Here is a 25516-nt window from a genome sequence, read left to right as displayed (position 1 = left end):
GCGGCTCTTCAGCACTCGATAATGTTCACCGCCAGCCCGCCGCGGGCGGTTTCCTTGTACTTGCTCTTCATGTCCGCGCCGGTCTGGCGCATGGTGCGGATGACCCGGTCGAGGCTGATGTAGTGCTGGCCGTCGCCGCGCAGGGCCATGCGGGCGGCGTTGATGGCCTTCACTGCCCCCATGGCGTTGCGCTCGATGCAGGGCACCTGCACCAGGCCATCGACCGGGTCGCAGGTCAGCCCGAGGTTGTGTTCCATGCCGATTTCGGCGGCGTTCTCGACCTGCTGCGGGGTGCCGCCGAGCACTTCGCAGAGGGCGCCGGCGCCCATGGAACAGGCCACGCCGACTTCGCCCTGGCAGCCCACTTCGGCGCCGGAGATGGAGGCGTTTTCCTTGTACAGCATGGCGATGGCGCCGGCGGTCAGCAGAAAGCGCAGCACGCCTTCGTCACTGCTGCCGGGGCTGAAGCGCCGGTAGTAGTGCAGCAGGGCCGGGATGATGCCGGCGGCGCCATTGGTGGGTGCGGTTACCACCCGGCCGCCGCTGGCGTTTTCCTCGTTGACCGCCAGGGCATACAGGTTGACCCAGTCCAGTACGGTCAGCGGGTCGCGCAGGCTGATTTCGGGCTGGGCGCAGAGCTGACGATGCAGGTCGGCGGCGCGCCGGCGTACCTTGAGCCCGCCGGGCATGATGCCTTCATGGCGGCAGCCGGCGGCGACGCAGTCCTGCATCACCTGCCAGATGCCCAATAGCGCGGCGCGGGTTTCGGCCTCCGGGCGCCAGGCGGCTTCGTTGGCCAGCACCAGGGCGCTGATCGACAGCCCGGTGTTCTGGCAGTGGGCGAGCAGTTCACGGGCGCTGTGGAAGGGATAGGGCAGGGTGGTCTGGTCCGCGACGATGCGGTCGGCACCCGCCGCTGCCTCATCAACCACGAAGCCGCCTCCCACCGAGTAGTACTCACGGGCGCGCAGCTGCAGGCCGGCGCTGTCGAAGGCGCGGAAGATCAGGCCATTGGGGTGATAGGGCAGCGCCTTGCGGATCAGCGCCAGATGTTCCCTGTCGACGAAGCGGATGCGCTGCAGGCCTGCCAGCAGCAGGCTGCCGCTGGCGTGGATCGCCGCCAGGCGCGCGTCGATATGCCGGGTGTCGATACTGTCCGGCTGTTCACCTTCTAACCCCAGCAGCACGGCCTTGTCGCTGCCATGGCCGCGCCCGGTGGCGCCCAGTGAACCGTAGAGTTCGACCCGCACCTGAGCGGTGTCAGTCAGCAGGCCGTCGCGGCGCAGACCCTCGGCAAAGCGTGCCGCCGCGCGCATGGGACCAACGGTGTGGGAACTGGACGGGCCGATACCGATCTTGAACAGGTCGAGCACACTGAGGGCCATGACAGACTCCGCGGCGCAGGCTATGCCTTGAGCGTAGCTGCTGGCCTCGGCCTGACCGTGGGCTCAGCGCAGGATCATGCAGGTGGCGGTGCCGTAGGCGTAGAGGGTGCCGTCTTCGTCGCGGATGCTGCCTTCGGAGATGACCAGGCGCGAGCTGACGTTGATCACCTTGCCTTCGGCGCGCAGGGTGCGGTTGAAGGGGATGGCCTTGCTCATCTTCACGTTCAGTTCGATGGTGCCGTAGCTCTCGCCAGCGGCCAGTGCGGTGTGGGTGGCGCAGCCGGTCACCGAGTCCAGCACGGTGGCGGCAAAGCCGCCGTGTACGCCGCCCAGCGGGTTGGTGTGGCGCTCGTCGGCGGTCACCGCGAAGACCACGCGGTTGGTTTCCACCGTTTCGATTTCCATGGGCATGGTCTTGGCAATGCCGGGCTTGGGGAAGTGCCCGGCGGCAAAGGCCTGCATGATCTGCAGGCCGCTCATCTGTTGCGGGTTCATCCGTTTTCTCCTTAGTTCTGCTTTAGGCGGCCTGCTCAGGCGGCGCGACGGTTGCTGTGCAGTTGTTCGAACCAGTTCAGTGCCTCGTCCCACAGGGGCTGGCTGCTGGAGCGGAAGTAGCCCATATGGCCGACGTTGCCCAAGCCTTCTGCCGGCGAGTCGATGGTGCGGGCCTGGTAGGGCGCATTGCGGTAGTGGGCCATGAAGGCATCGCGCGATGCAGGTGGCGCCCACAGGTCGTCGAGGGTGTTGGCGGCGACAATCGGCGTGCGCACGGCGGCAAAGCGTTCGGCCATACCCGGCATGGCCGGGTCTTCGAAGAAGTAGCGGGGGAAGCGGCACCAGTGTTTCCATTGCTGGTACACGCCCAGCGGCAGGTCCTCACCCATGCCCAGCTTGCTCCAGGCCAGGTAGCCCTTGCGCCGCACGATCAGCGGGCCGACCAGATTCCACATCAGCTGCACGCGCAGGCGCTCGCCGCGCGGCATCCAGCCGTGCCAGCCGGCACCGGTGCCGAAGGTGTAGAAACCGGCCACTCGCTCATGACCTGGCAGCAGGCCAAAGGCATGACCGCCAAACGAGTGGCCGACCATGTAGGTGGGCAGGTCATCGCCGTGCAGGTGATCGAGGCCGGCCGCGAGGTCGTGCCAGGCCCAGTCCAGGTACTGCATATCAAAACCGCGCAGGCTGCCCTGTTTGGACTGGCCGATGCCACGGTAATCCACGCTCAGGGTGGTGAAGCCGCGTTGCGCCGCGTACTCGGCAAAGCGCCGGTAGAAGCCCTGTGGCACGCCGGTGGCGCCGCCGATCAGCAGGCGGGCGCGGGGCTGTGGTGCGTGATAGAGGGTGGCCACCAGCGGGTAGCCATCGGCGGCGGTGAGGTCCAGGCGTTCCTGGCGGATGGCGGCTTCAGGCTTCATGGCGCATCTCCCGGGGGTAGTGTTGGAGCAGCTCGAACAGGGCATTGGCGGCATCGAGCAGCGGTTGGCCATCGGCGGCCACGCGGGCTTGCAGCAGACCGCCTTCATAGAGAGCAACGAACAAGCTGGCGAACTGGTTGGCACTGGCCGGCGGGTAGCCCATGGAGGCGATCTGCCGGCCAAGGGCCTGACGCAGCCGCACGAAGCAGTTGGCCAGGGCGGCACGGATTTCCACGTCTTCCGGGCCGCTCTCCAGGGCCACCGTGGCCAGCGGGCAGCCCCGGCTGAAACGGCTGGCTTCCAGTTGTTGCAGGCCGCCGTCGAGCCAGCGGCGCAGGGCCTGCAGCGGTTCGGGATGTTCACTGAACAGGCGCTCGACAAAGGCATCGATACGGGTGCCGAGGTACTCGATCGCCGCCACCGCCAGCTCTGTCTTGCCGCCGGGGAAGTGGTGATAGAGGCTGCCCTTGGGCGCTTGCGCCTGGCTCAGCAATTCATTCAGACCAACGCCATGCAGGCCTTTGCGCTGCAGCGCATCGGCCATGGCGGCGATCAGTTTGTCGCGGGTACTGAGGGTGTGTGTGTTCATGGGTGTATATGTAGACCGGTCGGTCTAGAGAATAAAGCGTCATAACCGCCGACAAAGATGGCAAATCGGTCAGGCGCTGGGGCGGCTTGTAGCGGTAACAGCCCTCAGGCAAAGGCGCTAAGCAGATCCTCGACCAGGGCCCGCTGGGCTTCACTGGGCTGGCGGGCGCGGTGCTGGGCGAGGCGGAATTCGACGCTGAATCCCTGGTGCGCAGGCAGTAGCACCTGCAACTGACCCCGTGCCACCCAGGGCGCGGCGATGTGCTCGGGCAGGTAACCGATGTGGGCGCCAGAGATGATGAAGGCCAGCGTGCCTTCCACCTGCTCGCTGCGCGCGCTGCTGGCGCCGGCCTGCCAGGGTTCGTCGGCGGCGATGAAACGGTAGGGGTGCAGCACGCCGTCGCAGCGGTCCAGATCCTCCGCGTGGAGGTCCGTGCGGCCGAACAGGGGATGCCCGCGGCCGCAGTACAGCTGCTGTTGCTCACTGAACAGCGGCCGGTAATCCAGCGTGGTCTGCGCGCCGGAAAAATAGCCGATGGCCAGTTGCAGCTGGCCCTGCAGCAGGCGCCGCTCCAGCTCGGCCGGCATCGCGCTGAGCAGTTCGATCTGCACCGCCTGGTTGCGCTGGCGGAAACGGCGGATGGCGTCGGCGACCCGCTCCAGTACCTCGTCGGCCAGCGCCTCGGACAAGCCGATATGCAGCTCGCCCAGCAGTTTTTCGGCCATGCCCTGGGCCTCGCCCTTGAAGGTTTCGATGGCGCTGAACAGCTTGCGTGTGGCGGCCAGCACCTGCTCGCCCTTGGGCGTCAGGCGGAAACCGGCCTTGCCGCGCTCGCACAGGCGAAAGCCCAGGCGCGTCTCCAGCTTGGCCATCTGCGTGCTGATGGTGGACTGGCCGATGCCCAGCTCGCCCTGAGCCGCACTGAAGCCGCCGCTTTCCACCACGGTGACGAACAGGCGCAGGAGCTGCAGGTCGAGGTCGCGCAGTTGGCTGAGCATGCAGGCTCCAAACATTGATTTCTATAGATGCCAGAGTAGATCACTTCGTATTTATTCGAAGCAATGCCCAGCGCAGGATGCAGGCATCCCCAGCCTCCGCCAGAGAGGCACGGTTAACCTCAACTGCCCGAGGAATTTCTCATGCGTCTTGCTGCAAGCCTCATCCTGTGTGCCCTTAGCTTGTCGTCACTGGCGGCCGAGCCGTCACTCAACCTCTACAACTGGGCCGACTATGTGCCACAGGAGGCGCTCAAGCGCTTCCAGCGCGACACCGGCATTCAGGTCAGATACGACACTTTCGACAGCTCCGAGGTGCTGGAGAGCAAGCTGCTTACCGGTGGCAGCGGCTATGACATCGTTTTCCCGTCTTCCAGCGTTCTGGCTCGCGCCATCAGTGCCAAGGCCGTGCAGCCGCTAGGGGCGCTGAGCAACAGCGGCAATCTTGATCCGGAACTGCTGGCCAAGCTGGCCAGTAGTGATCCCGGCAATGTCCATGGCGTGCCCTATACCTGGGGCACCATTGGCCTGGGGTTGAACAGACAGGCCGTGGAGAAACGTCTGCCCGGCGTGGAGCTGGACAGTCTCGACCTGCTGTTCAAGCCCGAGTACGCGAGCAAGCTCAAGGATTGCGGTATCGCCGTGCTCGACTCGCCGCAGGAGGTGGTGGCCATCGCCCTCAATTATCTTGGGCGTCCGCCCTATGCCGGGACGGCGGAGGACCTCCAGGCGGTGCAGCAGCTGCTCGCCGAGCTGCAGCCCAATCTGCGCTACATCGGCCAGAGCCGGCAGATCGATGATCTGGCCAAGGGCGAGATCTGCCTGGCGCTAACCTACACCGGCGATGCCAGCATGGCCGCTGCACGTGCCATTGAGAGCAAGCAGCCGTTCTCGGTTGTCTATCGGATTCCCCGTGAGGGCACGCTGATCTGGTTTGACACCATGGCCATCCCGGTGGATGCGCCGCACCCCGAGGCGGCGCGGGCTTTCATCGACTACATGCTCAAGCCCGAGTCCATCGCCGAGCTGACCAATGCGCTGTATTTCGCCAACGCCAACCGCGCGGCCACGCCCTTGCTGGATGTGGCGGTGAGTGGCGATCCGAATATCTACCCCGATGCCGAAGTGCGCTCCAGGCTGTTCGCCGAACAGACCCTGCCGCTGCGCGAGATGCGCCAGCGCACCCGGTTGTGGACGGCGTTCCGCACCCAGTATTGAAAAGCCGTCTGGCTGCTCCGGCACTGAGCGGCCTGTACCCCCTTATCGAGTAATGACCATGGACCAAGCCTTCGACAACGATCAGGCCATCACCCGTGACAGCCTGTACGGCACCGCCGCTGAACCGACCTACGCCGGCATCACCAGCTTTATGCGCCGCCGCTATACCCGCGACCTGAACGGAGTGGACCTGGTGGTCAGCGGCGTGCCCTTCGACACCGCCACCAGCAACAGACCGGGCAGCCGCTTCGGGCCGCGCGCCATCCGCGAGGCTTCGATCCAGTCAGCCTGGGCCCGGCACTATCCGTGGGAGTTCGATCCGTTCGATCTGCTGGCCTGCATCGATTACGGCGACTGCCATTTCGACCACGGCACCCCGCAGGACACCCCGGCCGTCATCGAGGCCCATGCCGACCGGATTCTGGCCGCCGGCTGCGCCATGCTTACGCTGGGCGGCGATCACTTCATCAGCTACCCGCTGCTCAAGGCCCACGCGAAGAAACACGGCACGCTGTCGTTGATCCACTTCGACGCGCACAGCGACACCTGGCCGGACGAAGAGGTGAAACGCATCGACCACGGCACCATGTTCTACCACGCGGCCCGCGAGGGACTGGTCGATCCGGCGCGCTCGGTGCAGATCGGCCTGCGTACCACCAACGATGATGTGATGGGCTTTCAGGTACTGGATGCTCGGCAGGTCAACCGCAGCACGCCGGAGCAGATCGCCGAACTGATCCGCGCCCGGGTCGGTGACAACCCGGTGTACCTGACCTTCGACATCGACTGTCTCGACCCGGCCTTCGCCCCCGGTACGGGCACCCCGGTGTGCGGCGGTCTTTCCAGTCATCAGGCTCTGGAAATCCTGCGTGGCCTGCGCGGCATCAACCTGGTGGGCATGGACGTGGTCGAGGTGGCGCCGCCCTACGACCACGCGGAAGTCACCGCCCTGGCCGGCGCCACCCTGGCGATGGAGATGATCTGTCTTTACGCCGCCCGGCATAAGCTCTAGCAGGTCGTTGAAAAACTACCTGCGTTGCCATCGCGGTGTTAAAAACAGGCTCAAAATGCTCATTTACCACTCGTAAACTGCGCTTTTTCGCCTGTTTTTGCCTTGCGCTGGCTGCCTCGCCAACGTTTTCAACGGCCTGTCAGCGCAGGTCTAGGAGAGGGTTGGCGCGGCTTCTTGCTCCTGGCGCAATAGCTCGGCCTTGCGTGCCAGGCCCCAGCGGTAGCCGCTGAGGCTGCCGTCCGCGCCCACCACGCGGTGGCAGGGCACCAGCAGGCCCAGTGGATTGCTGGCGCAGGCGCGGGCAACCGCCCGGGGGTGGCTGGCCAGCGTTTGTGCCAGTTCGCTGTAGCTGCGGGTCTGCCCGCTGGGAATCTGCTGCAGGGCTTGCCAGACGCGCTGCTGGAAGGCGGTGCCACGGATGTCCAGCGGCAGATGCGCGGCGCGGCTTGGTTCCTGCAACTGAGCGAGCACGGCCTGCAGGGCCGGTTTGAGGCTGGCGTCGTCCTCTTGCAGATTGGCTCCGGCAAAACGCTCGCGCAGTTCGGCCAGCACGGCATCGGGCGTGTCGCCAAACAGCAGGGCTCGCAGGCCGTGGGCGCTGGCCGCCAGCAGCAGCCAGCCCAGCGGGCAACTGGCCAGGCTGTAGCTCAGGGTTTCCCCGCGGGTTTTCGAACGTGGTGGATCGTTCGCCACCTGGGCGTGACGCCAGCCCCGGGGCGTCAGTCCGGTGCGGCTTTTGAAGGCGCGGACCAGATGCGAGGGCGACAGACCGATGCGCGCGGCCAGTGCGACCAGCGGCAGATCCTCACTGCGCAGCAGTTCGCAGGCTGCCAGCACCAGACCGTCGAGGTGCTCGGCAGGGCTCGGGCCATGGGGCGAGCAGCGCTGGCACGGGCGAAAGCCGGCGGCGCTGGCGCTGGGGGCATCGGGATAAAACGCCACGTTGCGGCGTAGCGGCCGCCGTGCCGGGCAACTGGGGCGACAGAAGATGCCGGTGCTGCGCACAGCGAAGACGAATTGACCGTCCTGCGCGGCATCACGTTCGCACACAGCCTGCCAGCAGCGTTCGGGGTCCAGCATCGGGTGGCACTCCAGTGGGGATGTGGCGATTGTCGGGGCTGGTGCCCGCGCTGCCAATCCCGCGACTGACTTTCAAACTGCCGGCGCGCGCCACTCCAGTTGCAGCGACTCCTGCCAGGCAAAACGCTCGAAATGGCTGGCCACAATCTCCTGCAGTTTGCTCAGGTCGCCGGCATCGCGGCTTGAAACCGTCAGGGTCAACCCCTGTTCGTCGGCCTTCAGCCGTGCCTGGCCGCAGTTGAAGTCGAGATGGCCCTGCTGATCATTGAAGTTGACCGGGATCTTGTGCGCGAAGTGCTGGCACAGGCGGCGGATGTATCGTGCCGGAGTGCTGGTGGCGACAAAGGCACTGCTGCTGAACTGGGTCATGCGTGAACCTCAATAAAAGGCCCCTCGTCAGGAGGGGCGTGATGATCAGTAGGCCAGGGTGAAGCGCTGGCGGATGTGCTGCGGGCGCTCGGTTTCATCGAGCAGTGCCACTGCCAGGTCGGCCACCGAGATGCGGCCAGGGTTCTCGCCATCCATCAGCAACTGCTCGCCGCCCAGGCGGAAGATGCCGGTGCGTGGGCCTGGCTCCAGCAGTGCGGCCGGGGAGAGAAAGCTCCAGTCGAGATCATGTTCACTGCGCAGCAGGTTCAGTGCCTGACGGGCACCTTCGGCCCCTTCCTTGTACTCGGCAGGGAAGCCTTCCGTGTCGATCAGCTGCAGGCCGGGTGCTACGTAAAGACTGCCGGCGCCGCCGACCACCAGCAGTCGCCTGACTCCACTCGCTTTGGTGGCGGCAATGATGGCCTGGGAGCCGGCAATGAATTGCTCGCGGATATCCGGATTGCCCCAGCCGGGGTTGAAGGCGCTGATCACGGCGTCATGACCGCGCAGCTGTTCGGTCAGGCGGGCGACATCATGGACATCGGCCTGCTGTGCACTGAGGTTTGGCAGGGACGGCAGCTTGTGCGGCTGGCGGACCAGGGCTGTGACCTGGTGTCCGCGGTTGAGGGCTTCTTCCAGCAGGGCCGCGCCGACATAGCCAGTGGCGCCGATCAGGGCGATTTTCATGGGGTATTCCTTGGGGTGGGTTAGGGTGTGAGCATAATCTCAGCTGGATAAAGTGCAGAAAAAGCCGCTTAATTCGCTTTAATAATTAAGCTGGGCTTAATAATGGATCAGCTCAAACGCATGGCGGTTTTTGCCTCGGTAGTGGACAAAGGGTCCATGGTTGGTGCCGCCGAAGCGCTGGGTATGACGGCATCGGCAGTCAGCCAGCAGATTCGCAAACTGGAGCAGAGCACCCAGGTCAGCCTGCTGCACCGCACCACGCGCCGGCTGACCCTGACTGAGGCGGGGGCTCAGCTCTACCAGAGCTGCCGGCAGATCGTCGATCTGGCCGAACAGGCTGAACAGCGCCTGGCCGAGCTACGTGATGCGCCGGTGGGCGAGCTGCGTATTGCCGCGCCGGTCGGCCTGCCAGGACGCATTCTCAGTGGCGCGCTGGCGCCCCTGCTGCGCGCCCATCCTGGCCTGAGCCTGCGCCTGTTCTTCCATGACGAGGTCATTGATATGGTCGAGCAGCGCATCGATCTGGCCATTCGTGTCGGCCGACAGGAGGATTCGAGTCTGGTCGCTCGCCATGTGGTCGACTGGCGCATGTTGCTCTGTGCGGCACCGGCCTACCTGGCGCGCAGTGGCTGGATCGAGACGCCGGCGCAGCTGCAAACCGTGGACTGGATCGGCCTGAATACCGAGCGCGCGCAGTATCTGCAGCTGCTGGGGCCGGATGGGGCGCAGGAGCGCTTGCGTCTGGAAAGCCGCATCGCCTGCAACAACATTCTCTCGGTGCGCCAGTTCACCCTGGCCGGCATGGGCGTTTCCCTGCAGCCGGAACCGGAGATTCGCGAGCTGCTGGCCAGTGGCGAGTTGCTGGCGGTGCTGCCGGATTGGCAGCCAGAAACCATCGGTCTGCATCTCGTGACGGCCCGGCGCGATGCCCAGCCGGCCAAGGTGCGTTATGCCATCGAGGCGCTGCGCCGTGCCTTGCAGGGGAGTTAGTCTGTGCGCCAGCGCAGGATTGCCGTATAACGGCAGCCTAAGCAGCAAACCCAACAGACAGGACCCTAAGCCCGCGCAATGAAGACCCCGAAACGCCTGGAACCCCTGCTCGAAGATGGCTTGATTGACGAGGTGGTGCGCCCGCTGATGAGCGGCAAGGAAGCCTCGGTGTATGTGGTGCGCTGCGGCAAGGAGCTGCGCTGCGCCAAGGTCTACAAGGAGGCCAATAAGCGTGGTTTCCGCCAGGCCGCCGAATATCAGGAAGGCCGCAAGACCCGCAACAGCCGCGACGCGCGGGCCATGGCCAAAGGCAGCAAATACGGGCGCAAGGAACAGGAAGAGGCCTGGCAGAACGCCGAGGTGTCGGCGCTGTTCCGTCTGGCCAATGCCGGCGTGCGCGTGCCCAAGCCTTACGATTACCAGGACGGCGTGCTGCTCATGGAAATGGTCGACGACGGCTACGGCGATGCCGCGCCGCGCCTCAACGATGTCGACCTGTTGCCCGAGGATGCCCGCGAGTTCCACGCCTTCATGATCCGCGAGATCGTCAAGATGCTTTGCGCCGGCCTGGTCCATGGCGACCTGTCGGAGTTCAACGTACTGCTCGATCCCCACGGGCCGGTGATTATCGATCTGCCGCAAGCGGTGGATGCGGCGGCCAACAATCACGCCTTCAGCATGCTGGAGCGCGATGTGCGGAACATGGCCGAGTACTTCGGCCAGTTCGCCCCGGAACTGCTCAAGACCCGCTACGCCAAGGAAATGTGGGCGCTGTTCGAGGAAGGCAAGCTGACCCCGGACAGCGAGCTGACCGGCGAATTCGAGGAGCCAGAGGAAGAGGCCGACGTCGATGCAGTGATGCGCGAGATCCGCGCCGCGCTTGCCGAGCAGGCGCGCCGCGAGGCCGCACTGAATGCCGAGGATGCGCCGAGCGACGAGCCGCCACCGCCGCCGTGGCTGCAGCAGTAATCAGTGGCTAACGCCGGCGCAGCAGCCGGCGGCCCAGCCGCGACAGATCATCCAGTGCCGGCACCGCCGCCAGCAGCACCAGCAGCAGCGCCAGCGGCAGGGTGGCGAGGTAGCCGAGGTACTTGAACCCCAGCGCGCCGAGCACCCCACCGCCGAAGAAATTCAGCGCCAGCAGACCGAGCACCCGCAGGCGCTGGCGGTTGACCCGCACCGGGTGCTGTTGCGGCGACTGATCGACATTCCAGTACAGCAGCTTGCCCAGTTCGATGCCGATGTCGGTGACGATGCCGGTGATGTGCGTCGTGCGGATTTCGGCGTGGGACAGCTTGGTGATCAGGGCGTTCTGCAGGCCCATGATGAGGCACAGCAGCATCACCGTGACCGGCACGAACAGGCCGTGGATACCCGACAGGCGGGCGCCCAGCACGCCGAAACCGAGCAGCAGCAGAGCCTCGAACAGCAGGGGCAGGGCAAACTCGCTGTGCAGCTGATGGCGCCGCGAATAATTGACCATGATGGCCGAGCAGGCCGCGCCCAGCAGGAATGACAGTAGGCCGCCCAGGCCGCCGAGTACCAGGTCGTAGGCGCCGAGCACCAGGTTGTCGGCCATCGACGAAACGATGCCGGTCATGTGCGAGGTGTATTGCTGCACGGCGAGGAATCCGCCGGCATTGGTAGCCCCGGCGACGAAGGCCAGTACCAGACCCAGGTGCCGGTTGGCATCGGCACTGCGGCGACGGCCGGTGAGGCGGCGGGCGTACTTGATCGGCATCAGCAGTGCACTTCGACGCGCTTGATGCCCAGTTGTTTCAGCTCATTGATCAGGTCGTCCAGGCGGGCGAAGGATTCCACCTCCTCGCTGGCGTCGATCAGGAAGAAGCTGCGGCCTTCGCCCTTCTTGAAGAACACGATCCATTCCTGAAGATTGCTCGGGTTGGCGATGGCATGGGTATCGAATACCACGCCTTCGGCGTGCTTGGCCTGTACGTCTTCGCGTTTCATCGGTGCTCCTGCGGGTGGCGTGCCTGTGGTGCGCGGGGCGCATTGTAAACCCCGGTCGGTGAGCTGGGATCAGGGGCAGTAGCAGCCCGTTTCCAGTTCCTTGAGGATCGGGCAGTCCGGGCGCTCGTCGCCCTGGCAGCTGCCGGCCAGCTCGCTGAGGGTGTCGCGCAGGCTGGTCAGTTCGGCGATCTTGCGGTTGAGCTGGTCAATATGCGTCAGCGCCAGGGCCTTGACCTCGGCGCTGGCGCGCTGGCGGTCCTGCCACAGGCCGAGCAGCTTGCCGATTTCCTCCAGGGAAAACCCCAGGTCGCGGGCGCGCTTGATAAAGCCCAGGCGGTGCAGGTCGTGCTCGCCATAGCGGCGATAGCCGCTGTCCGAGCGCCCGGCCGCCGGCAGCAGGCCGATGGCCTCGTAGTAACGGATCATCTTGGCACTCAGACCGGTGTGGCGAGCGGCTTGGCCGATATTCACGGTTGCTTCTCCTTGTGTGGATGCCAGCGGTTGAGCAGCAGGGCATTGCTCACCACGCTGACGCTGGACAGCGCCATGGCGGCGCCGGCCAGCACCGGATTGAGCAGGCCGAACGCCGCCAGCGGGAGGCCCACCAGGTTGTAGATGAAGGCCCAGAACAGATTTTGCTGGATCTTGCGGTAGGTACGCCGGCTGATTGCCAGGGCGGCCGGCACCAGGCGCGGGTCGCCGTGCATCAGGGTGATACCGGCCGCGTGCATGGCCACATCGGTGCCGCTGCCCATGGCAATGCCGACATCGGCGGCGGCCAGTGCCGGAGCGTCATTCAGGCCGTCTCCGACCATCGCCACCACGTGGCCGGCCTGTTTCAGCTCGGCCACCCGAGCGGCCTTGTCACCAGGCAGGACCTCGCTCTGCACACTGTCGATGCCCAGCTGAGCGGCCACGGCACCGGCGCTGCCACGGTTGTCGCCGCTGATCAGGTGGCAGCGGATGCCCAGCGCCTGCAGTTCGTGCACGGCCGCTGCGGCGCCGGGCTTGAGCGAGTCGCCAAAGGCCAGCAGACCGAGCACCTGGCGGTGCGGCGCCAGCTGCAGCAGCCAGGACAGGGTGCGGCCCTCGGCCTGCCAGGCATTGGCCGCGGCGCTCAGCGCGCCCTGGGCAAAGCCCAGTTCGTCGAGCAGGCGCTGGTTGCCCAGGGCCAGTTCCAGTCCGTCGACACTACCGCGGGTGCCGCGACCGGGCAGGCTGCTGCTGGCGCTCAGCGTCGCCAGTGGCAGCTGGCGCTCGGCGCAGGCGGCAAGCACGGCATGGGCCAGTGGGTGTTCACTGCCCTGCTGCAGGGTGCCGGCCAGCGCCAGCAGGCGCTCGTCGTCCGTTTCGCCGCTTTGCCAGTGCAGCAGGCGCGGCTGGCCGGAGGTGAGGGTGCCGGTCTTGTCGAAGGCCACGTCACTGACCTTGTGCGCCAGCTCCAGGGCTTCGGCGTCCTTGATCAGGATGCCGTGGCGAGCGGCCACGCCAGTGCCGGCCATGATCGCCGCCGGTGTGGCCAGGCCGAGGGCGCAGGGGCAGGCGATCACCAGCACGGCCACGGCGTTGATCAGTGCCTGCTCCAGGCCGGCGCCGGCGAGCAACCAGCCGCCGAGGGTGGCCAGCGCGATCAGCAGCACCAGCGGCACGAACACCGCGCTGACCCGGTCGACCAGTTTCTGAATGGGTGCCTTGGCGGCCTGGGCGTTTTCCACCAGGTGGATGATCCGCGCCAGCACGCTTTCCGCGCCGAGCGCAGTGGCACGGACCAGCAATAGTCCCTCGCCATTGATCGCTCCGCCGGTCACGCGATCGCCGGGAGCCTTGCTCACCGGCAGGCTCTCGCCGGTAATCAACGCCTCGTCGGCCTGGCTCTGGCCCTCGACCACCTCGCCGTCGGCGGGGAAGCGCTCGCCGGGGCGCACGCGCAGCAGATCACCCGTGCGCAGCTGCTCGATGGCGATGTCTTCCTCGCCGTTGGCTGTGACCCGTACGGCCCGTTGCGGACGCAGTGCCTGCAGGGCGCGGATGGCCGCGCCGGTCTGGCGCTTGCCACGGCTTTCCAGGTATTTGCCGAGCAGGACCAGGCTGATCACCACCGCCGCCGATTCGAAGTACAGGTGCGGCTCGTGCCCGGCATGGGCCTGCCACCACAGGTAGAGGCTGAGGCCGAAGGCGGCGCTGGTGCCGATGGCGACCAGCAGGTCCATGTTGCCGCTGCCGGCCCGCACGGCATGCCAACCGGCGCGGTAGAAGCGGGCGCCGCAGTAGAACTGCACCGGTGTAGCCAGGGCGAACTGCAGCCAGGCCGGCAGCATCCAGTGGCCGCCGAACCATTTCACCAGCAGCGGCTCCAGCAGCATCGGCAGGGCCAGGGGCAGGCTGAGCAGCAGGGCCAGCAGCAGGTGCCACCGTTCGCGGCGCAGGCTGGCGGCCTGGCTGTCGGTGCCGCCCTGGGCGGCGACCGGGCTGGCCTGGTAGCCGGCGGCCTGCACGGCGGCGATCAGCGACGCCGGCTCGGTGCCGACGAGGATCTGCAGGCTGGCGCGTTCGCTGGCCAGGTTGACGCTGACCGTGACGACGCCTGGCTGTTTGCCCAGCGCGCGCTCGATGCGCCCGGCGCAGCTGGCGCAGGTCATGCCGCCCAGTTGCAGCTCCAGCTGTTGCTGCGGCACCTGATAGCCGGCGGCCGTGATCGCCTGGATCAGGCTGTCGAGGCTGCCCGCCGGGGCGCTGACGCTGGCGCGTTCGCTGGCCAGGTTGACGCTGACTTGGCTGACGCCGGGCTGCCGGCTGAGGGCGCGTTCGATGCGTCCGGCACAGCTGGCGCAGGTCATGCCGGCGATGGGCAGGTCATAGGTTACGCATAGGGGTGAATTCATGGGCAGGTCTCCTGGCCATCTGGTTTTCCAGTCTGCCCGACAGGATCAACCCTGACCTTATGGCAAGGTCAAGCGCGTTGCACGCAGATTTTTACGGACTGGCTTCGCGGCTGGGCTGCGTGACGGCTGCAGGACTCAGGGATCGACTGCGCGCAGGCCCAGGCCGCTCTCCAGCAGCATCACCCGGTACTTGTGGATGGCGCCAGCGCGGATCTGCACGCGGTCGCTGCGAATCTGCTCGAAGCTGGGCTGGCAACCGCTATCGCCCATGATGCCCAGGCGCACCGAGACCTCACCCGGCGGCAGGTTGTAGGAAGACGACTGGCCCTGGAACAGGCGGCTGACCAACTGATCCTGCAGGTACACGCCGATGTCGCAGGCAGTGGCGATTTCCAGGCGCTCGCGGGAAATGATCAGCACGCCATAGTCGGGCGTGCCGCTGGTCAGCTCTACGGCGCCGAGCCAGGAACTGAACAGGCTGGCACCACACAGGGCAAGGGCGGGAAGCAGGCGCATGGAGGACTCCGCGAAGGCTGGTTGGCTCAATTATCGGCCTGGCCGGCGATTGCTTGACCTTGCCACGGTGGCAAGCCGCAGGCTAGAACCTCCAATCGATAACAGGAGATGCACCATGCAGGTATTCCAGGTTCAGGGCATGAGCTGCGCGCACTGTGTGCGGGCCATCACCCAGGCGTTGCAGGCGGCGGATGCTGCGGCGGTAGTCGAAGTCGATCTGGCCGCAGCTGAGGTGCGGGTTACAGGTACGCTCAGTAACGAGCAGATTGCCGCGCTGATTGCTGCCGAAGGCTACGAGGTCAGTGCCCGGAACTGAGCAGCTACGGTGGCGGTGCGGAGGTGTTTGCAGCTACAGTGCCAGCAGGAAATAAATTGAAAATAATCGGTGCCGGCATCCGCGGGTGCCGATTGCTGGCAGGAGACCTCTTGTATGCCGCTGGATCGTGGTTTGCCCTTCGCCCTGGCCGTTCTGGCCACCTTCACCTGTTCTTTCGCCCTGGCCAGTCCCGACGCCGCCACTCCGCCACCGGCGCAAGTGCTGGTCGAGCAGACCAAGCTGGAAGACCTGGCGTTCTACCTGGAGTATCCGGGCCGCACCGCCGGCTATCGCGAGGTGCAGGTGCGCGCCCAGGTCAGTGGCATTCTGCAGCAGCGCAGTTATCAGGAAGGCTCCCAGGTGAAACAGGGGCAGGTGCTGTTCAGCATTGATCCGCGCACCTATCAGGCCGCCCTGGCCCGCGCCAAGGGCGCTCTGGCCCAGGAGCAGGCACGCTACCGCCAGACCGAACGCGACCTGCGGCGTATTCGCGAACTCCAGGCAAAGGGCTTTGCCAGCGAAAGCGAGCTGGATAACGCCATCTCCAACTTCGAGCAGAGCAAGGCCAATATCGAGGCGGCCAAGGCCGAGGTACAGTCCAAGCAGATCGACCTCGATTACACCACGGTAGAGGCGCCGATTTCCGGCATCACCAGCAAGGAAGCGGTCTCCGAAGGCAGCTTGATCGTCGCCAATGATCCCAACTCCAGCCTGCTGACCCAGATCACCCAGCTCGACCCGATCTACGTCAACTATGCCTATGCCGACCGCGAGGCCGCGCGTCTGCGCGAGGCCGTGCAGAACGGCGTGGTTCGTCTGCCGGAAGGTAATCAGCTGACTGCCGAGATCATTTTTGGCGATGGCAGCGTGTATGCGCAGAAGGGCAAGGTCGACTTCACCGACAGCCTGGTGGACAAGGGCACCGGCACCGTCAGTGCCCGCGCCATCGTGCCCAACGCCGAGCAGGCCCTGCTGCCTGGCCAGTTCGTGCGCATCCGCATCTCTGGCATCGTTCGGCCGAACTCCATCACCGTGCCGGAAAAGGCCCTGGCTCAGGGGCCGGCCGGCAACTTCGTGTATGTGGTCGATGAGCAGGGCCTGGCCCAGCCGCGTCCGGTGGACACCGACATCATGAATAACGGCCGCTGGGTGATCCGCTCCGGCCTCAAGGATGGCGAGCGGGTCATCGTCGATGGCCTGATTCGCGTGCGGCCCAAGCAGCCGGTGCAGGTCGTGGATGCGCTGCCGACTCAGCAGCCGTAAGGGAGCCTTGCCGTGATCTCACGTTTCTTTATCGATCGGCCGATCTTCGCGGCGGTGGTCTCCATCGTCATCACCCTGGCCGGCCTGGCGGCCATGAAAAGCCTGCCGGTGGCGCAATACCCGCAGATCCTGCCGCCGCAGGTACAGGTCACCACCAGCTACCCAGGTGCCAGTGCCCAGGTGATTGCCGAGACGGTCGCCGCGCCGCTGGAGCAGCAGATCAACGGCGTCGAGGGCATGATCTACCAGCTGTCGACCTCGGCCGGCAGCGGCAGCATGAACCTCTCGGTGTACTTCCAGGTCGGTCGCGACCCGGATCAGGCCACCATCGACGTCAACAACCGGGTGCAGGCCGCACTGTCCAAGCTGCCGGAGGAAGTGCGCCGGCAGGGTGTGACGGTGATGAAGAAGTCGTCGGACATCCTGCAGATGGTGACGATGTTCTCCCCGGATAATTCGAAGACGCCGCTGGAGATCAGCAACTACGCGCTGATCAACGTCATCGACGAAATCAAGCGCCTGCCCGGCGTGGGTGACGTCACCCAGTTCGGCGCCAAGGACTACTCCATGCGTGTCTGGCTGCGCCCGGACAAGCTGGCCGAGTACGGCCTCACGCCGACCGACGTGGTCAACGCCATCCGCGAGCAGAACTCGCAGTTTGCCGCCGGCAGCTTCGGCCAGGAGCCACTCAACGAGCCGCAGGCATTCACCTACACGGTGACCACCCAAGGCCGTCTGGTCGATGCCAAACAATTCGAGCAGATCATTCTTCGCAGCGACGACAGCGGCGCCAGCCTGACCCTCGGCGATGTTGCCCGGGTCGAGCTGGGTGCCCAGGACTACTCGCTAGTGACCTCACTCAACGGCCAGCGCAATGCCTCCTTCGGCATCTACCCGCAGCCGGGTGCCAACGCCCTGGATACTGCTCAGGCCGTGCGTGACACCATGGCGCGGCTGTCCGAGCGTTTCCCGGATGGCATCGAATACAAGATTCCCTACGACACCACGGTGTTTGTCGAGGTGTCCATCGAGGAGGTGATCCATACCTTCTTCGAGGCCCTGGCCCTGGTGGTGCTGGTGGTCTTCATCTTCCTGCAGAACTGGCGCGCCACGCTGATCCCGGTGCTGGCCATCCCGGTGTCGCTGGTCGGCACCTTTGCCGGCATGTACCTGCTGGGCTTTTCGATCAACCTGCTGACCCTGTTCGGCCTGGTGCTGGCCATCGGTATCGTGGTGGACGACGCCATCGTGGTGATCGAGAACGTCGAGCGGGTGATGCGTACCGAGAAGATCAGTGCGCGCGAGGCGGCGATCAAGGCCATGGAGGAGGTTACCGGGCCGATCATCGCCATCGTTCTGGTGCTGTGTGCCGTGTTCGTCCCGGTGGGCTTCCTCGGCGGACTCAGCGGCGAGATGTACAAGCAGTTCGCGATCACCATTGCGGTGTCGGTGGTGATCTCCGGTATCGTCGCTCTGACCCTGTCGCCTGCGCTTTGCGCGCTGCTGCTGAAGGACGAGCACAAGGAGCCGATTGCGCCGTTCCGCGCGTTCAACCGCGCCTTCGACAGGATGACCGAGGCCTATGGCGCCGGGGTCACCTTCTTCCTCAAGCGCTCGCTGGTCGGTCTGTTGCTGTTCGGCGGCATGATCGCCCTGACCGTCGGTCTGTTCTCCCGCGTGCCGACCTCGCTGGTGCCGGACGAAGACCAGGGCTACGTGCTCAATGCCTACTTCCTGCCGCCGGCGGCCTCGTTGTCGCGTACCGATGCGCTCACCAGCGATTTCGACAAGAAGCTGATGGCGCACCCGGCAACCCGCGACGTGGTGACCTTTGCCGGCATGGACATCCTTTCCAACAGTAACCGCACCAACGCCGCGGTAACCTTCGTGCCGCTCAAGGACTGGAAGGAGCGCACCACGCCGGAGCTGGATGCACGCAACCTGACCCGGACTTTCATAGCCATGGGCATGCAGGAGAAGGACGGCATGATGGCCTCCTTCAACCCGCCGCCCATTACCGGCATGAGCACCACCGGCGGTTTCGAGGCCTTCATCCAGAACCGCAGCGGCGCCACGGCCCAGCAGATGGCAGCCAAGGTTCAGGAGTTTCTCGCCGCCGCGGCCAAGCGTCCTGAGCTGGCCGGCATGCAGACCACCTTTGCCGCCAACGTGCCGCAGTACTTCGTCGACCTCGACCGCACCAAGACCCGCGCCCTGGGCGTGGCGGTCAACGATGTGTACACGGCCATGCAATCGACGTTCGGCAGCTACTACGTCAACGACTTCAACCTGTTCGGCCGTACCTGGAAGGTCAGCCTGCAGTCCGAGGCCGAGTTCCGCCGCAAGCCGCAGGACTTGTCGCAGGTCTATGTGCGCTCCAACAGCGGCGACCTGATTCCACTGTCCTCGCTGATCAAGGTCGAGCGCATCCTCGGCCCGGAAACCTTCACCCGCTTCAACGTCTACCCGGCGGCGAAGATTCTCGGTGGGCCGGCGCCGGGCTACAGTTCCGGCCAGGCGATCGCGGCGATCCAGGAAGTGGCTGCCGAGGTTCTGGGCAGTGACTACACCGTGGGCTGGATCGGCTCGGCCTATCAGGAACTGGCCAGCCAGGGCTCGGGCAGTATTGCCTTCGTCTTCGGCCTGATCATGGTGTTCCTCATCCTCGCCGCCCAGTACGAGCGCTGGAGCCTGCCGTTGGCGGTGGTCACCGCGGTGCCGTTCGCGGTGTTCGGCGCGATCCTGGCCGTGTGGCTGCGCGGGATTCAGAACGACCTGTACTTCCAGGTCGGCCTGATCACCCTGATCGGCCTGGCGGCGAAGAACGCCATCCTGATCATCGAGTTTGCCGTGATGCTGCGCGAGGAAGGCAAGGGCATCTTCGAGTCGGCGCTGGAAGCCGCCAAGCTGCGCTTCCGCCCGATCGTGATGACCTCACTGGCCTTCATCCTCGGCTGCGTGCCGCTGGCCATCAGCAGTGGCGCAGGCTCCGCCAGCCGCCACTCGATCGGCACCGGGGTGATCGGCGGCATGCTGGCGGCGACCCTGCTGGCGATCTTTATGATTCCGATGTTCTACCTGTGGGTCGAAAGCTTCAGCGCCAAGCTGGATAAACTGGGCAAGAAACCGGTGGCGACCGGCGACAGCCCGCACTGAGTCGATAACGACTTGCCAACAACGCCACCCTCGGGTGGCGTTGTTGTCTGACGAGAGCGCATGACGTGAATTTGCCGATTCTGCTGATCCTGGGGGCGCTGAGTGCTTTTGGTCCGCTGGCTATCGATTTCTACCTGCCGAGCTTCCCGACCCTGGCGCGTGAGTTTGCCAGCGATGTCGATCATGTGCAGTTGAGCCTGTCGGCCTACTTCGTGGGGGTCGCCCTTGGCCAATTGGTCTACGGGCCGCTGGCCGACCGTTTCGGCCGGCGTCTGCCGCTGTTGGGCGGGATTGCCCTGTTCACCCTGGCGTCGCTGGCCTGCGCCATGGCCGGCAGCCTCGATCAACTGATTGCCGCGCGGTTTGTTCAGGCCCTGGGCGGCTGCGCCGGCATGGTCATCGCCCGTGCAGTGGTGCGCGACCTGTGCGATCCGCTGGCCTCGGCCAAGGTGTTCTCGCAACTGATGCTGGTCATGGGCCTGGCGCCGATCCTCGCGCCGCTGGCCGGTGGCTGGCTGCTGGAACATGCCAGCTGGCGCTGGATCTTCATCAGCCTGACCCTGTTCAGCGGCCTGTCGGCGCTGGCGGTGACGCTCTGGCTGCCGGAAACCCACCGGCCGCAGGCGCCTCATATTCCGCTCCGGCATGCTGGCCGGCAGTACGCGCGGCTGCTGGGCAACCGTCTGTTCGTCAGCTATGCCCTCAGCGGCGGTCTGGTGATGGCCGGTATGTTCGCCTATATCGCCGGTTCACCCTATGTGTTCATCGAACTCTACGGGATTCCGGCGGATCGCTTTGGCTGGGTCTTCGGGGCCAATGCCGCCGGCTTCATCCTGGCGGCACAGGTCAATGCGTGGTTGATGCGCTATGCCGGCCCGGAGGTGTGGCTAAGTCGCATCATGATCCTGCACCTGGCCGCCAGCCTGGTGCTGCTGGCGGTGTCTGCCTGGCAGCCGCAGCATCTGTGGCCTTTGCTGTTGCCGCTGTTCATCGGCATTGCCAGCCTGGGGTGCCTGCTGCCCAACGCCTCGGCCTGCGCCATGTCCGGGCAGGCAGCGCATGCCGGTAGCGCCTCGGCGTTGCTGGGCTTTATCCAGTTTGCGATTGCCGGGGTCAGTTCAGCCCTGGTGGGCGTGCTGCATGATGGCAGTGCCTGGCCGATGGCGCTGGTGATCAGTAGTTGCGCGGCTCTGGCCCTGCTCAGCAGCCTGCTGGCGCGGCACTGGCAGGCGGGTCGGCCGCTGCGCTGATCAGCTGGCCATGCGCTGTTGCCGCGACTCGCGCGGCAACACGTGCGGGGCGTGCAGGCGGGCTTCCAGGGTGGCGACAAAGGCGCGGGCTTCGGCCTCGCTGCGGAAGGTCACGCTGTGCTGGTCGAGGCAGACCTGCCAGGCGCGGCCTTGCGGTTTGCTCAGGGCGTTCAGCTCAATTTTCATGACGGTTCCTCCTGATGGCTGGGACAATCAGTCTAGGCCGACAAGGTTCATTGAGGATGATCTGGGTCAACTCCCGGACCGGTGGTGGCTGCCAGCGGTCGTGGTGTTTTGTCGCGGGTTGAGGTCATTGAACAGCAGGATGTACTGCGTCTCATCGAGCGGGCTGTCCCGAGTGTCGGCGCGGCTGGCGCTGAGCCACAGCTGATGCGGCTGGTTGCCGAACTGGGCCTGCAGCTCGCCGCTCCAGTGGCCGTGTTCCTGCAGCTGCTGCCACAGCTGGCGCAGTTGCGCTCGCCCGGAGCTGTGGCGATCCGGTGGTGGCAGGCGCCGGCCAAGCAGTTGCTCAAGGGACAGGCCGGTGAGGCGGGTAAAGGCCGGGTTGGCGGTAATGACCCGGCGCTGGACGTCGACCAGCACCATGGCCTCGTGGCTGTTGTGGAAGACCGTGGCGGCCAGTTGCAGCTCGCGCTCCTGCTGTTTGCGCCAGCCGATGTCCTGCACGCTGGATATGTAGAACTGCGGTTGGCCCTGGGCATTGCGGTGCAGGGCCACGTCCAGTCGTCCCCAGAGCAGGCTGCCATCCTTGCGCCGGTAACGCTTGTCCAGGCTGTAGCCGGTGATCTCGCCATCGCGCAGGCGTCTGGCTTGCTGCAGATCATTGTCGATATCGTCCGGGTGGGTGACATCCTGGAACGTCATGTGCAGTAGCTCGGCCTCGCTGTAGCCGAGCAGTTCGCAGATATGCCGGTTGACCCGCAGGAAGCGCCCCTGGGTACTGACCAGGGCCAGACCGCTGGCGGCCTGCTCGAAGGTGGCGCGAAAGCGCTGCTCGCTGTCTTCGCGGTCGTCCTCGCGGCGCGATTGCTCGATGGCCAGCACGATCAGGCGGGTGAAGTCGGCGACCAGGCGGATATCACTGGCGCTGGGCTGGGTAGGCTCCTCGTAGTACACGCCGAAGGTGCCGAGGACTTCACCGCGCTCGTTCTTGAACGGCAGAGACCAGCAGGCGCGCAGGCCGAAGCTGGCGACCAGTTGGCGGTAGTTGGCCCAGTTGGGGTGCTGCTGCAGGTCGGCGGCAATGGTCAGCTCGCCCGTGGCGGCGGCATGGCCGCAGGAGCCGACGCCGGGTAGGGCCTCGATCCCCTCGATGGCCTGCAGATAGGCCTCCGGCAAGGTTGGTGCAGCGGCCGTGTGCAGGCGGTTCTCGGCATCCTTGAGCATGATGGAGGTGCGCATGCGCGGGTTGATCTGCTGCAGGCGCTGGGTGATGTCGAGCAGGATTTCTTTCAGCGGGCGATGGCCGAGCAGGGCGTCCAGGGTGGCATTGCGTGCCTCCTGCAGCAGGCGGTTATGGTGCTGCAACTGGGTGTCGGTGAGGCTGCCGCGCAGGCCGCCGTCGAGGGCGTCGCGGGCAATTTCCAGGCGCGCCCAGCGGGTCTGCCGGGTATCGCTACGCAGGCGCAGCTCGCGACTCCAGTGCTGCTCCTGACCATTGAGGATGGCGGCGGCGCGTTCGCGTACCAGGGCGGCGTCCTCCGGGTCAAAGAACAGCCACAGTGGTTGGCCCAGGCTGTCGCTCTCGCTGCATTTGTGCAGGCTGAGCCAGGCCGGGTTGACGAAACGCAGATGCAGCTGGGCATCGCAGAGGAAGATGGCCTCGCCGAGCTGCTCGACCAACTGGCGGAAGCGCAGTTCGCTGTTGTGCAGGGCCATGCTGGTCTGCTTGAGCTCGCTGAGGTCGATGTCCAGGCAGTACATCTCTGGCTGGTTTTGCCGGTTGCGCAGCAGCAGGTGTGAGGAGTACACCCAGACCAGGCTGCCGTCCTTGCGGCGCAGGGCCAGCTCGCTGGGTGGCAGCGGCGGGCCGCCATTCATCCAGCGCTGGATGTCGCTGATGACCCTGTCCTGCATCGGCTCGGGAATGATCAGCTCTTCCAGGCGCCGGCCCAGTGCTTCGGTCAGGCTGTAGCCGTAAAGGCGCTCGCTGGAGGCGTTCCAGAAAATTACCCGGCGCTCGCGGTCATAGGCCTGCACGGCAATGCGCGGCGTCTGTTCGAGCAGGCGGCGGAAGCGCTGCTCGCTCTCGCGCAGGGCCTCCTGATCCAGGCGCTGACCGGTGACATCACGCAGGGTGCCGTGTAGATGACCATCCGTTGTGCTGCGCTGGGCGCAGATCTGCAGCCACTGGCTGGCGTGAGGGGTGGGCGCGCGGTTGAGTTGCAGGTGCAGGTTGAAGCCGTCCTGCTGCTCGTCCAGGCAGGCGATCAGGGATCGCTGCAGGCCGCCGCGATCTGCCGGGCAGATCAGGATCAGCAGCTCCTCCAATGAGCAGTCGGGCGCACTGCCAAGCAGTTTGGCAGCCTGGCATGACCAGTGGAACTGGCCGTCATAGCGCCAGCTGCCGAGGTTGCCCTGCTCTTCGACTTCGGCGAGTTCGTTGGTGCGCTGTTGCAGCAAGGTTGCGGTGCGTTCCAGGCGCTCACCAAGGAACAGCGCCAGGGCGCCGATGGCGATGCTGCTGAGTACGACAAACAGCAGGCCCTTGCTGGTCTGCAGCAAGGCGATCTGCTCGGCATTGCTGAACAGGAAGCTCAGCAGGCTGTCGCTGAGGAAAATCCACAGGGTGCTGAACAGCAGATAGGCTGCGGCCAGTTTGCCGGCCAAGGCCAGGTATGAACGCATGGATAACCTCTGTCAGCCGGGGACTGCGCCCCTGTCTGACAGAAGTCTAGATTCAATCCGCCGCTTTGCCGCTGTCCTGCGTCAATGCCTGCAGGGCCTGTATGGCCCCTTCGTGCAGCGGCACGCCGAGTCCACGGCGGGCATTGGCCAGCGATAGCTGGGCACCTTGCACGCTGCCGGCAGCCAGCCATTGGGGATTGCCGGCAAACAGGGCAGTCACCAGCTGTTTCGCTTCGTTGACACTCAGGCTGGCATCACACAACAGCAAGCTGCTCACCGCCAGGGTGGCCAGGGGTTGCTGCTGACGCGGATAGGTGCCGCTGGGCAGTTGCAGGGCAAAGGTACCGGGGAGTTGTTCCAGCACCTGGCGGACGGCATCGGCCTGCAGAGGCAGCAGGCGCAGGTCGAGGTCTTCACTGGCGGCGCGGATGGCATCGGCAGGGGCGCCGATGACCTGCACGATGGCATCCAGCTCGCCGTCGCGCAGGGCCTTGAGCGCTTCCGGAAGATCCAGTTCGCGGGCGGCGGCGAGCTGTTCACGGAGAATGCCGTGGGCGGCCAGCACGGCCAGGGCGGTGCCCTGACTGGCCGAGCCGCGCGGCCCGATATTGACCCGCTTGCCGGCCAGTTCGCTGACGGCCTTGGGCCCGCCCTTGAGCACCAGCACATGCAGCGGCTCCGGGTATAGGCTGGCCAGGGCGCGCAGCTGGGTGAACGGCGTGTCGCCGCTGAACGGGCCGCTGCCGGCCAGAGCCTGATGGCTGAGGTCGCTCTGCGACAGCGCCAGGGTGGTCTCGCCGTTACGCAGCAGTTCCAGGTTGTCCAGACCGCCCTCGGTGGTCAGCGGCGTCATGTTCAGACCCTGCTCGCGCAACTGCATGCTGAAGGCTTTGGCGAAGCGGCTGTACTGACCGCTGGTGCTGCCGCTGGCGATGCCGAAGCCGTTTTCCTGGCGACTGATGCGCCCCTGAATACTGGCCAGGGTACGGGCCATTTCCTCGCGAATGATTTCGATCTGCCGCGGATTGCTGCCCTGCGGTGCCAGGTTGAGGGCCGTACTGATGGCGCTGACCAGCATCTCGCGGCGCTGCTGCGGGCTGTCCTCGCCCAGTTCCGGCGCCTTGCTCGGGCTGAAGCCCTGGGGCAGCAGGACTTCCCAGTTATCGCCAACGCGCCGGTAGATCAGGCTGCCATGCACGCTGAGCTGATCACCAAGGTCATTGCCCTGGCTGTTGACGCCCTTGATGCCGCGCGGGCCTGCACCGGTGGCGCTGATCAGGGTGGCGATGCCGGGCGAGTCCCAGGAGCTGAAGTCACGGGCACTGGCCAGTTTGAGCTGGGCATCGAAGTAGACGATGCGCTGAGTGCTGCCGCTGTCGGCATGGGCATCGCTGGCCGAGCCGCGGCGTTGCAGCTGGCTGATGCTCACGCTGCCGGTGCCGAACACCTGGTCCAGGCGTTCCTGCAGGTCGCGTTGAAGGCGTTCGCCGTCGGGACCCTGGGAGCAGGCCGACAGCAGCAGGCAGAGACTCAGTAACAGATAACGCAGCATGG

The 25516-nt window shown here is 65.7% G+C and carries 24 protein-coding genes; 8 read left to right on the top strand and 16 right to left on the bottom strand.

From position 1 onward, the window contains the following. Positions 1-8 precede the first annotated feature (8 nt). From HNP49_RS11885 to HNP49_RS11865, 5 genes are all read right to left on the bottom strand, one after another. A complete protein-coding gene (locus HNP49_RS11885) occupies positions 9-1385 on the bottom strand; it encodes an L-serine ammonia-lyase (protein ID WP_184683512.1) in 1377 nt (458 codons plus the stop codon). 63 nt (positions 1386-1448) lie between these two features. Further along, positions 1449-1880 carry a PaaI family thioesterase gene (locus tag HNP49_RS11880; protein ID WP_184683510.1) on the bottom strand — a complete coding sequence of 144 codons (432 nt, stop codon included), beginning with the start codon at positions 1878-1880 and terminating at the stop codon, positions 1449-1451. Positions 1881-1915: 35 nt separating this feature from the next. Further along, a complete protein-coding gene (locus tag HNP49_RS11875) occupies positions 1916-2800 on the bottom strand; it encodes an alpha/beta fold hydrolase (protein ID WP_184683509.1) in 885 nt (294 codons plus the stop codon). Next, a complete protein-coding gene (locus tag HNP49_RS11870; RefSeq protein WP_184683508.1) occupies positions 2790-3389 on the bottom strand; it encodes a TetR/AcrR family transcriptional regulator in 600 nt (199 codons plus the stop codon). The genes HNP49_RS11875 and HNP49_RS11870 overlap by 11 nt, the downstream gene beginning before the upstream one ends. Before the next feature lie 104 nt (positions 3390-3493). Beyond that, positions 3494-4387 carry a LysR family transcriptional regulator gene (locus HNP49_RS11865; RefSeq protein ID WP_184683506.1) on the bottom strand — a complete coding sequence of 298 codons (894 nt, stop codon included), beginning with the start codon at positions 4385-4387 and terminating at the stop codon, positions 3494-3496. 141 nt (positions 4388-4528) lie between these two features. Here HNP49_RS11865 and HNP49_RS11860 point away from each other — a divergent pair, with 141 nt between their 5' ends. After that, positions 4529-5602: a polyamine ABC transporter substrate-binding protein gene (locus tag HNP49_RS11860; protein ID WP_184683505.1), complete on the top strand. Its 1074-nt coding sequence runs from the start codon at positions 4529-4531 to the stop codon at positions 5600-5602. 58 nt (positions 5603-5660) lie between these two features. Further along, positions 5661-6614 carry an agmatinase gene (gene speB / locus HNP49_RS11855; protein ID WP_184683503.1) on the top strand — a complete coding sequence of 318 codons (954 nt, stop codon included), beginning with the start codon at positions 5661-5663 and terminating at the stop codon, positions 6612-6614. Between the two features lie 150 nt (positions 6615-6764). Here the strand turns inward: speB and HNP49_RS11850 are convergent, their stop codons facing one another. The 3 genes from HNP49_RS11850 to HNP49_RS11840 form a co-directional block, all read right to left on the bottom strand. Beyond that, positions 6765-7694 (bottom strand): methylated-DNA--[protein]-cysteine S-methyltransferase, encoded by a 930-nt coding sequence (locus HNP49_RS11850; protein ID WP_184683502.1) that lies wholly within the window; start codon positions 7692-7694, stop codon positions 6765-6767. 72 nt (positions 7695-7766) lie between these two features. Beyond that, positions 7767-8063, bottom strand: a complete 297-nt coding sequence (locus HNP49_RS11845) for a DUF2218 domain-containing protein (RefSeq protein ID WP_184683500.1) — start codon at positions 8061-8063, stop codon at positions 7767-7769. Positions 8064-8108: 45 nt separating this feature from the next. Then, positions 8109-8750, bottom strand: coding sequence for an NAD(P)-dependent oxidoreductase (locus HNP49_RS11840; protein WP_184683499.1), 642 nt, complete (start codon positions 8748-8750; stop codon positions 8109-8111). A 102-nt stretch (positions 8751-8852) separates the two neighbouring features. On the opposite strand from HNP49_RS11840, the gene HNP49_RS11835 reads away from it, so the two are divergent. Then, positions 8853-9740, top strand: coding sequence for a LysR family transcriptional regulator (locus tag HNP49_RS11835; protein WP_184683497.1), 888 nt, complete (start codon positions 8853-8855; stop codon positions 9738-9740). A gap of 78 nt (positions 9741-9818) precedes the next feature. Beyond that, positions 9819-10709: a PA4780 family RIO1-like protein kinase gene (locus HNP49_RS11830; protein WP_184683496.1), complete on the top strand. Its 891-nt coding sequence runs from the start codon at positions 9819-9821 to the stop codon at positions 10707-10709. 7 nt (positions 10710-10716) lie between these two features. On the opposite strand, the gene HNP49_RS11825 is transcribed toward HNP49_RS11830, so the two are convergent. The 5 genes from HNP49_RS11825 to HNP49_RS11805 form a co-directional block, all read right to left on the bottom strand. Then, complete coding sequence (locus HNP49_RS11825) at positions 10717-11481, bottom strand: YoaK family protein (protein WP_184683494.1); 765 nt, start codon at positions 11479-11481, stop codon at positions 10717-10719. Next, complete coding sequence (locus tag HNP49_RS11820; protein ID WP_184683492.1) at positions 11481-11711, bottom strand: hypothetical protein; 231 nt, start codon at positions 11709-11711, stop codon at positions 11481-11483. Before HNP49_RS11820 ends, HNP49_RS11825 begins: the two co-directional genes overlap by 1 nt. Before the next feature lie 69 nt (positions 11712-11780). Further along, positions 11781-12182: a Cu(I)-responsive transcriptional regulator gene (cueR, locus tag HNP49_RS11815; RefSeq protein ID WP_184683491.1), complete on the bottom strand. Its 402-nt coding sequence runs from the start codon at positions 12180-12182 to the stop codon at positions 11781-11783. After that, positions 12179-14593, bottom strand: coding sequence for a heavy metal translocating P-type ATPase (locus HNP49_RS11810; protein WP_184683489.1), 2415 nt, complete (start codon positions 14591-14593; stop codon positions 12179-12181). Before HNP49_RS11810 ends, cueR begins: the two co-directional genes overlap by 4 nt. Before the next feature lie 135 nt (positions 14594-14728). Beyond that, the gene (locus tag HNP49_RS11805; protein WP_260407156.1) at positions 14729-15109 is read right to left on the bottom strand and encodes a hypothetical protein; all 381 of its coding nucleotides are present in this window, start codon (positions 15107-15109) and stop codon (positions 14729-14731) included. A 115-nt stretch (positions 15110-15224) separates the two neighbouring features. On the opposite strand from HNP49_RS11805, the gene HNP49_RS11800 reads away from it, so the two are divergent. The 4 genes from HNP49_RS11800 (at position 15225) to HNP49_RS11785 (ending at position 21094) form a co-directional block, all read left to right on the top strand. Continuing rightward, the gene (locus tag HNP49_RS11800) at positions 15225-15425 is read left to right on the top strand and encodes a heavy-metal-associated domain-containing protein (RefSeq protein WP_184683488.1); all 201 of its coding nucleotides are present in this window, start codon (positions 15225-15227) and stop codon (positions 15423-15425) included. Positions 15426-15539: 114 nt separating this feature from the next. Next, complete coding sequence (locus HNP49_RS11795) at positions 15540-16688, top strand: efflux RND transporter periplasmic adaptor subunit (protein WP_184683487.1); 1149 nt, start codon at positions 15540-15542, stop codon at positions 16686-16688. A gap of 12 nt (positions 16689-16700) precedes the next feature. Further along, positions 16701-19844: an efflux RND transporter permease subunit gene (locus HNP49_RS11790; protein WP_311772110.1), complete on the top strand. Its 3144-nt coding sequence runs from the start codon at positions 16701-16703 to the stop codon at positions 19842-19844. 65 nt (positions 19845-19909) lie between these two features. Beyond that, complete coding sequence (locus tag HNP49_RS11785) at positions 19910-21094, top strand: multidrug effflux MFS transporter (RefSeq protein ID WP_184683486.1); 1185 nt, start codon at positions 19910-19912, stop codon at positions 21092-21094. On the opposite strand, the gene HNP49_RS11780 is transcribed toward HNP49_RS11785, so the two are convergent. The 3 genes from HNP49_RS11780 to HNP49_RS11770 all read right to left on the bottom strand — a co-directional run bounded on the left by HNP49_RS11780 (position 21095) and on the right by HNP49_RS11770 (position 25514). Next, positions 21095-21280, bottom strand: a complete 186-nt coding sequence (locus tag HNP49_RS11780; RefSeq protein ID WP_184683484.1) for a hypothetical protein — start codon at positions 21278-21280, stop codon at positions 21095-21097. Positions 21281-21346: 66 nt separating this feature from the next. Beyond that, the gene (locus tag HNP49_RS11775; RefSeq protein ID WP_184683482.1) at positions 21347-23962 is read right to left on the bottom strand and encodes a PAS domain S-box protein; all 2616 of its coding nucleotides are present in this window, start codon (positions 23960-23962) and stop codon (positions 21347-21349) included. A gap of 52 nt (positions 23963-24014) precedes the next feature. Then, complete coding sequence (locus tag HNP49_RS11770; protein WP_184683480.1) at positions 24015-25514, bottom strand: TAXI family TRAP transporter solute-binding subunit; 1500 nt, start codon at positions 25512-25514, stop codon at positions 24015-24017. Positions 25515-25516 lie beyond the last annotated feature (2 nt).

Source organism: Pseudomonas fluvialis (assembly GCF_014207935.1).
Taxonomy (GTDB): domain Bacteria; phylum Pseudomonadota; class Gammaproteobacteria; order Pseudomonadales; family Pseudomonadaceae; genus Aquipseudomonas; species Aquipseudomonas fluvialis_A.
This window is presented reverse-complemented; position numbering and strand designations above follow the sequence as displayed.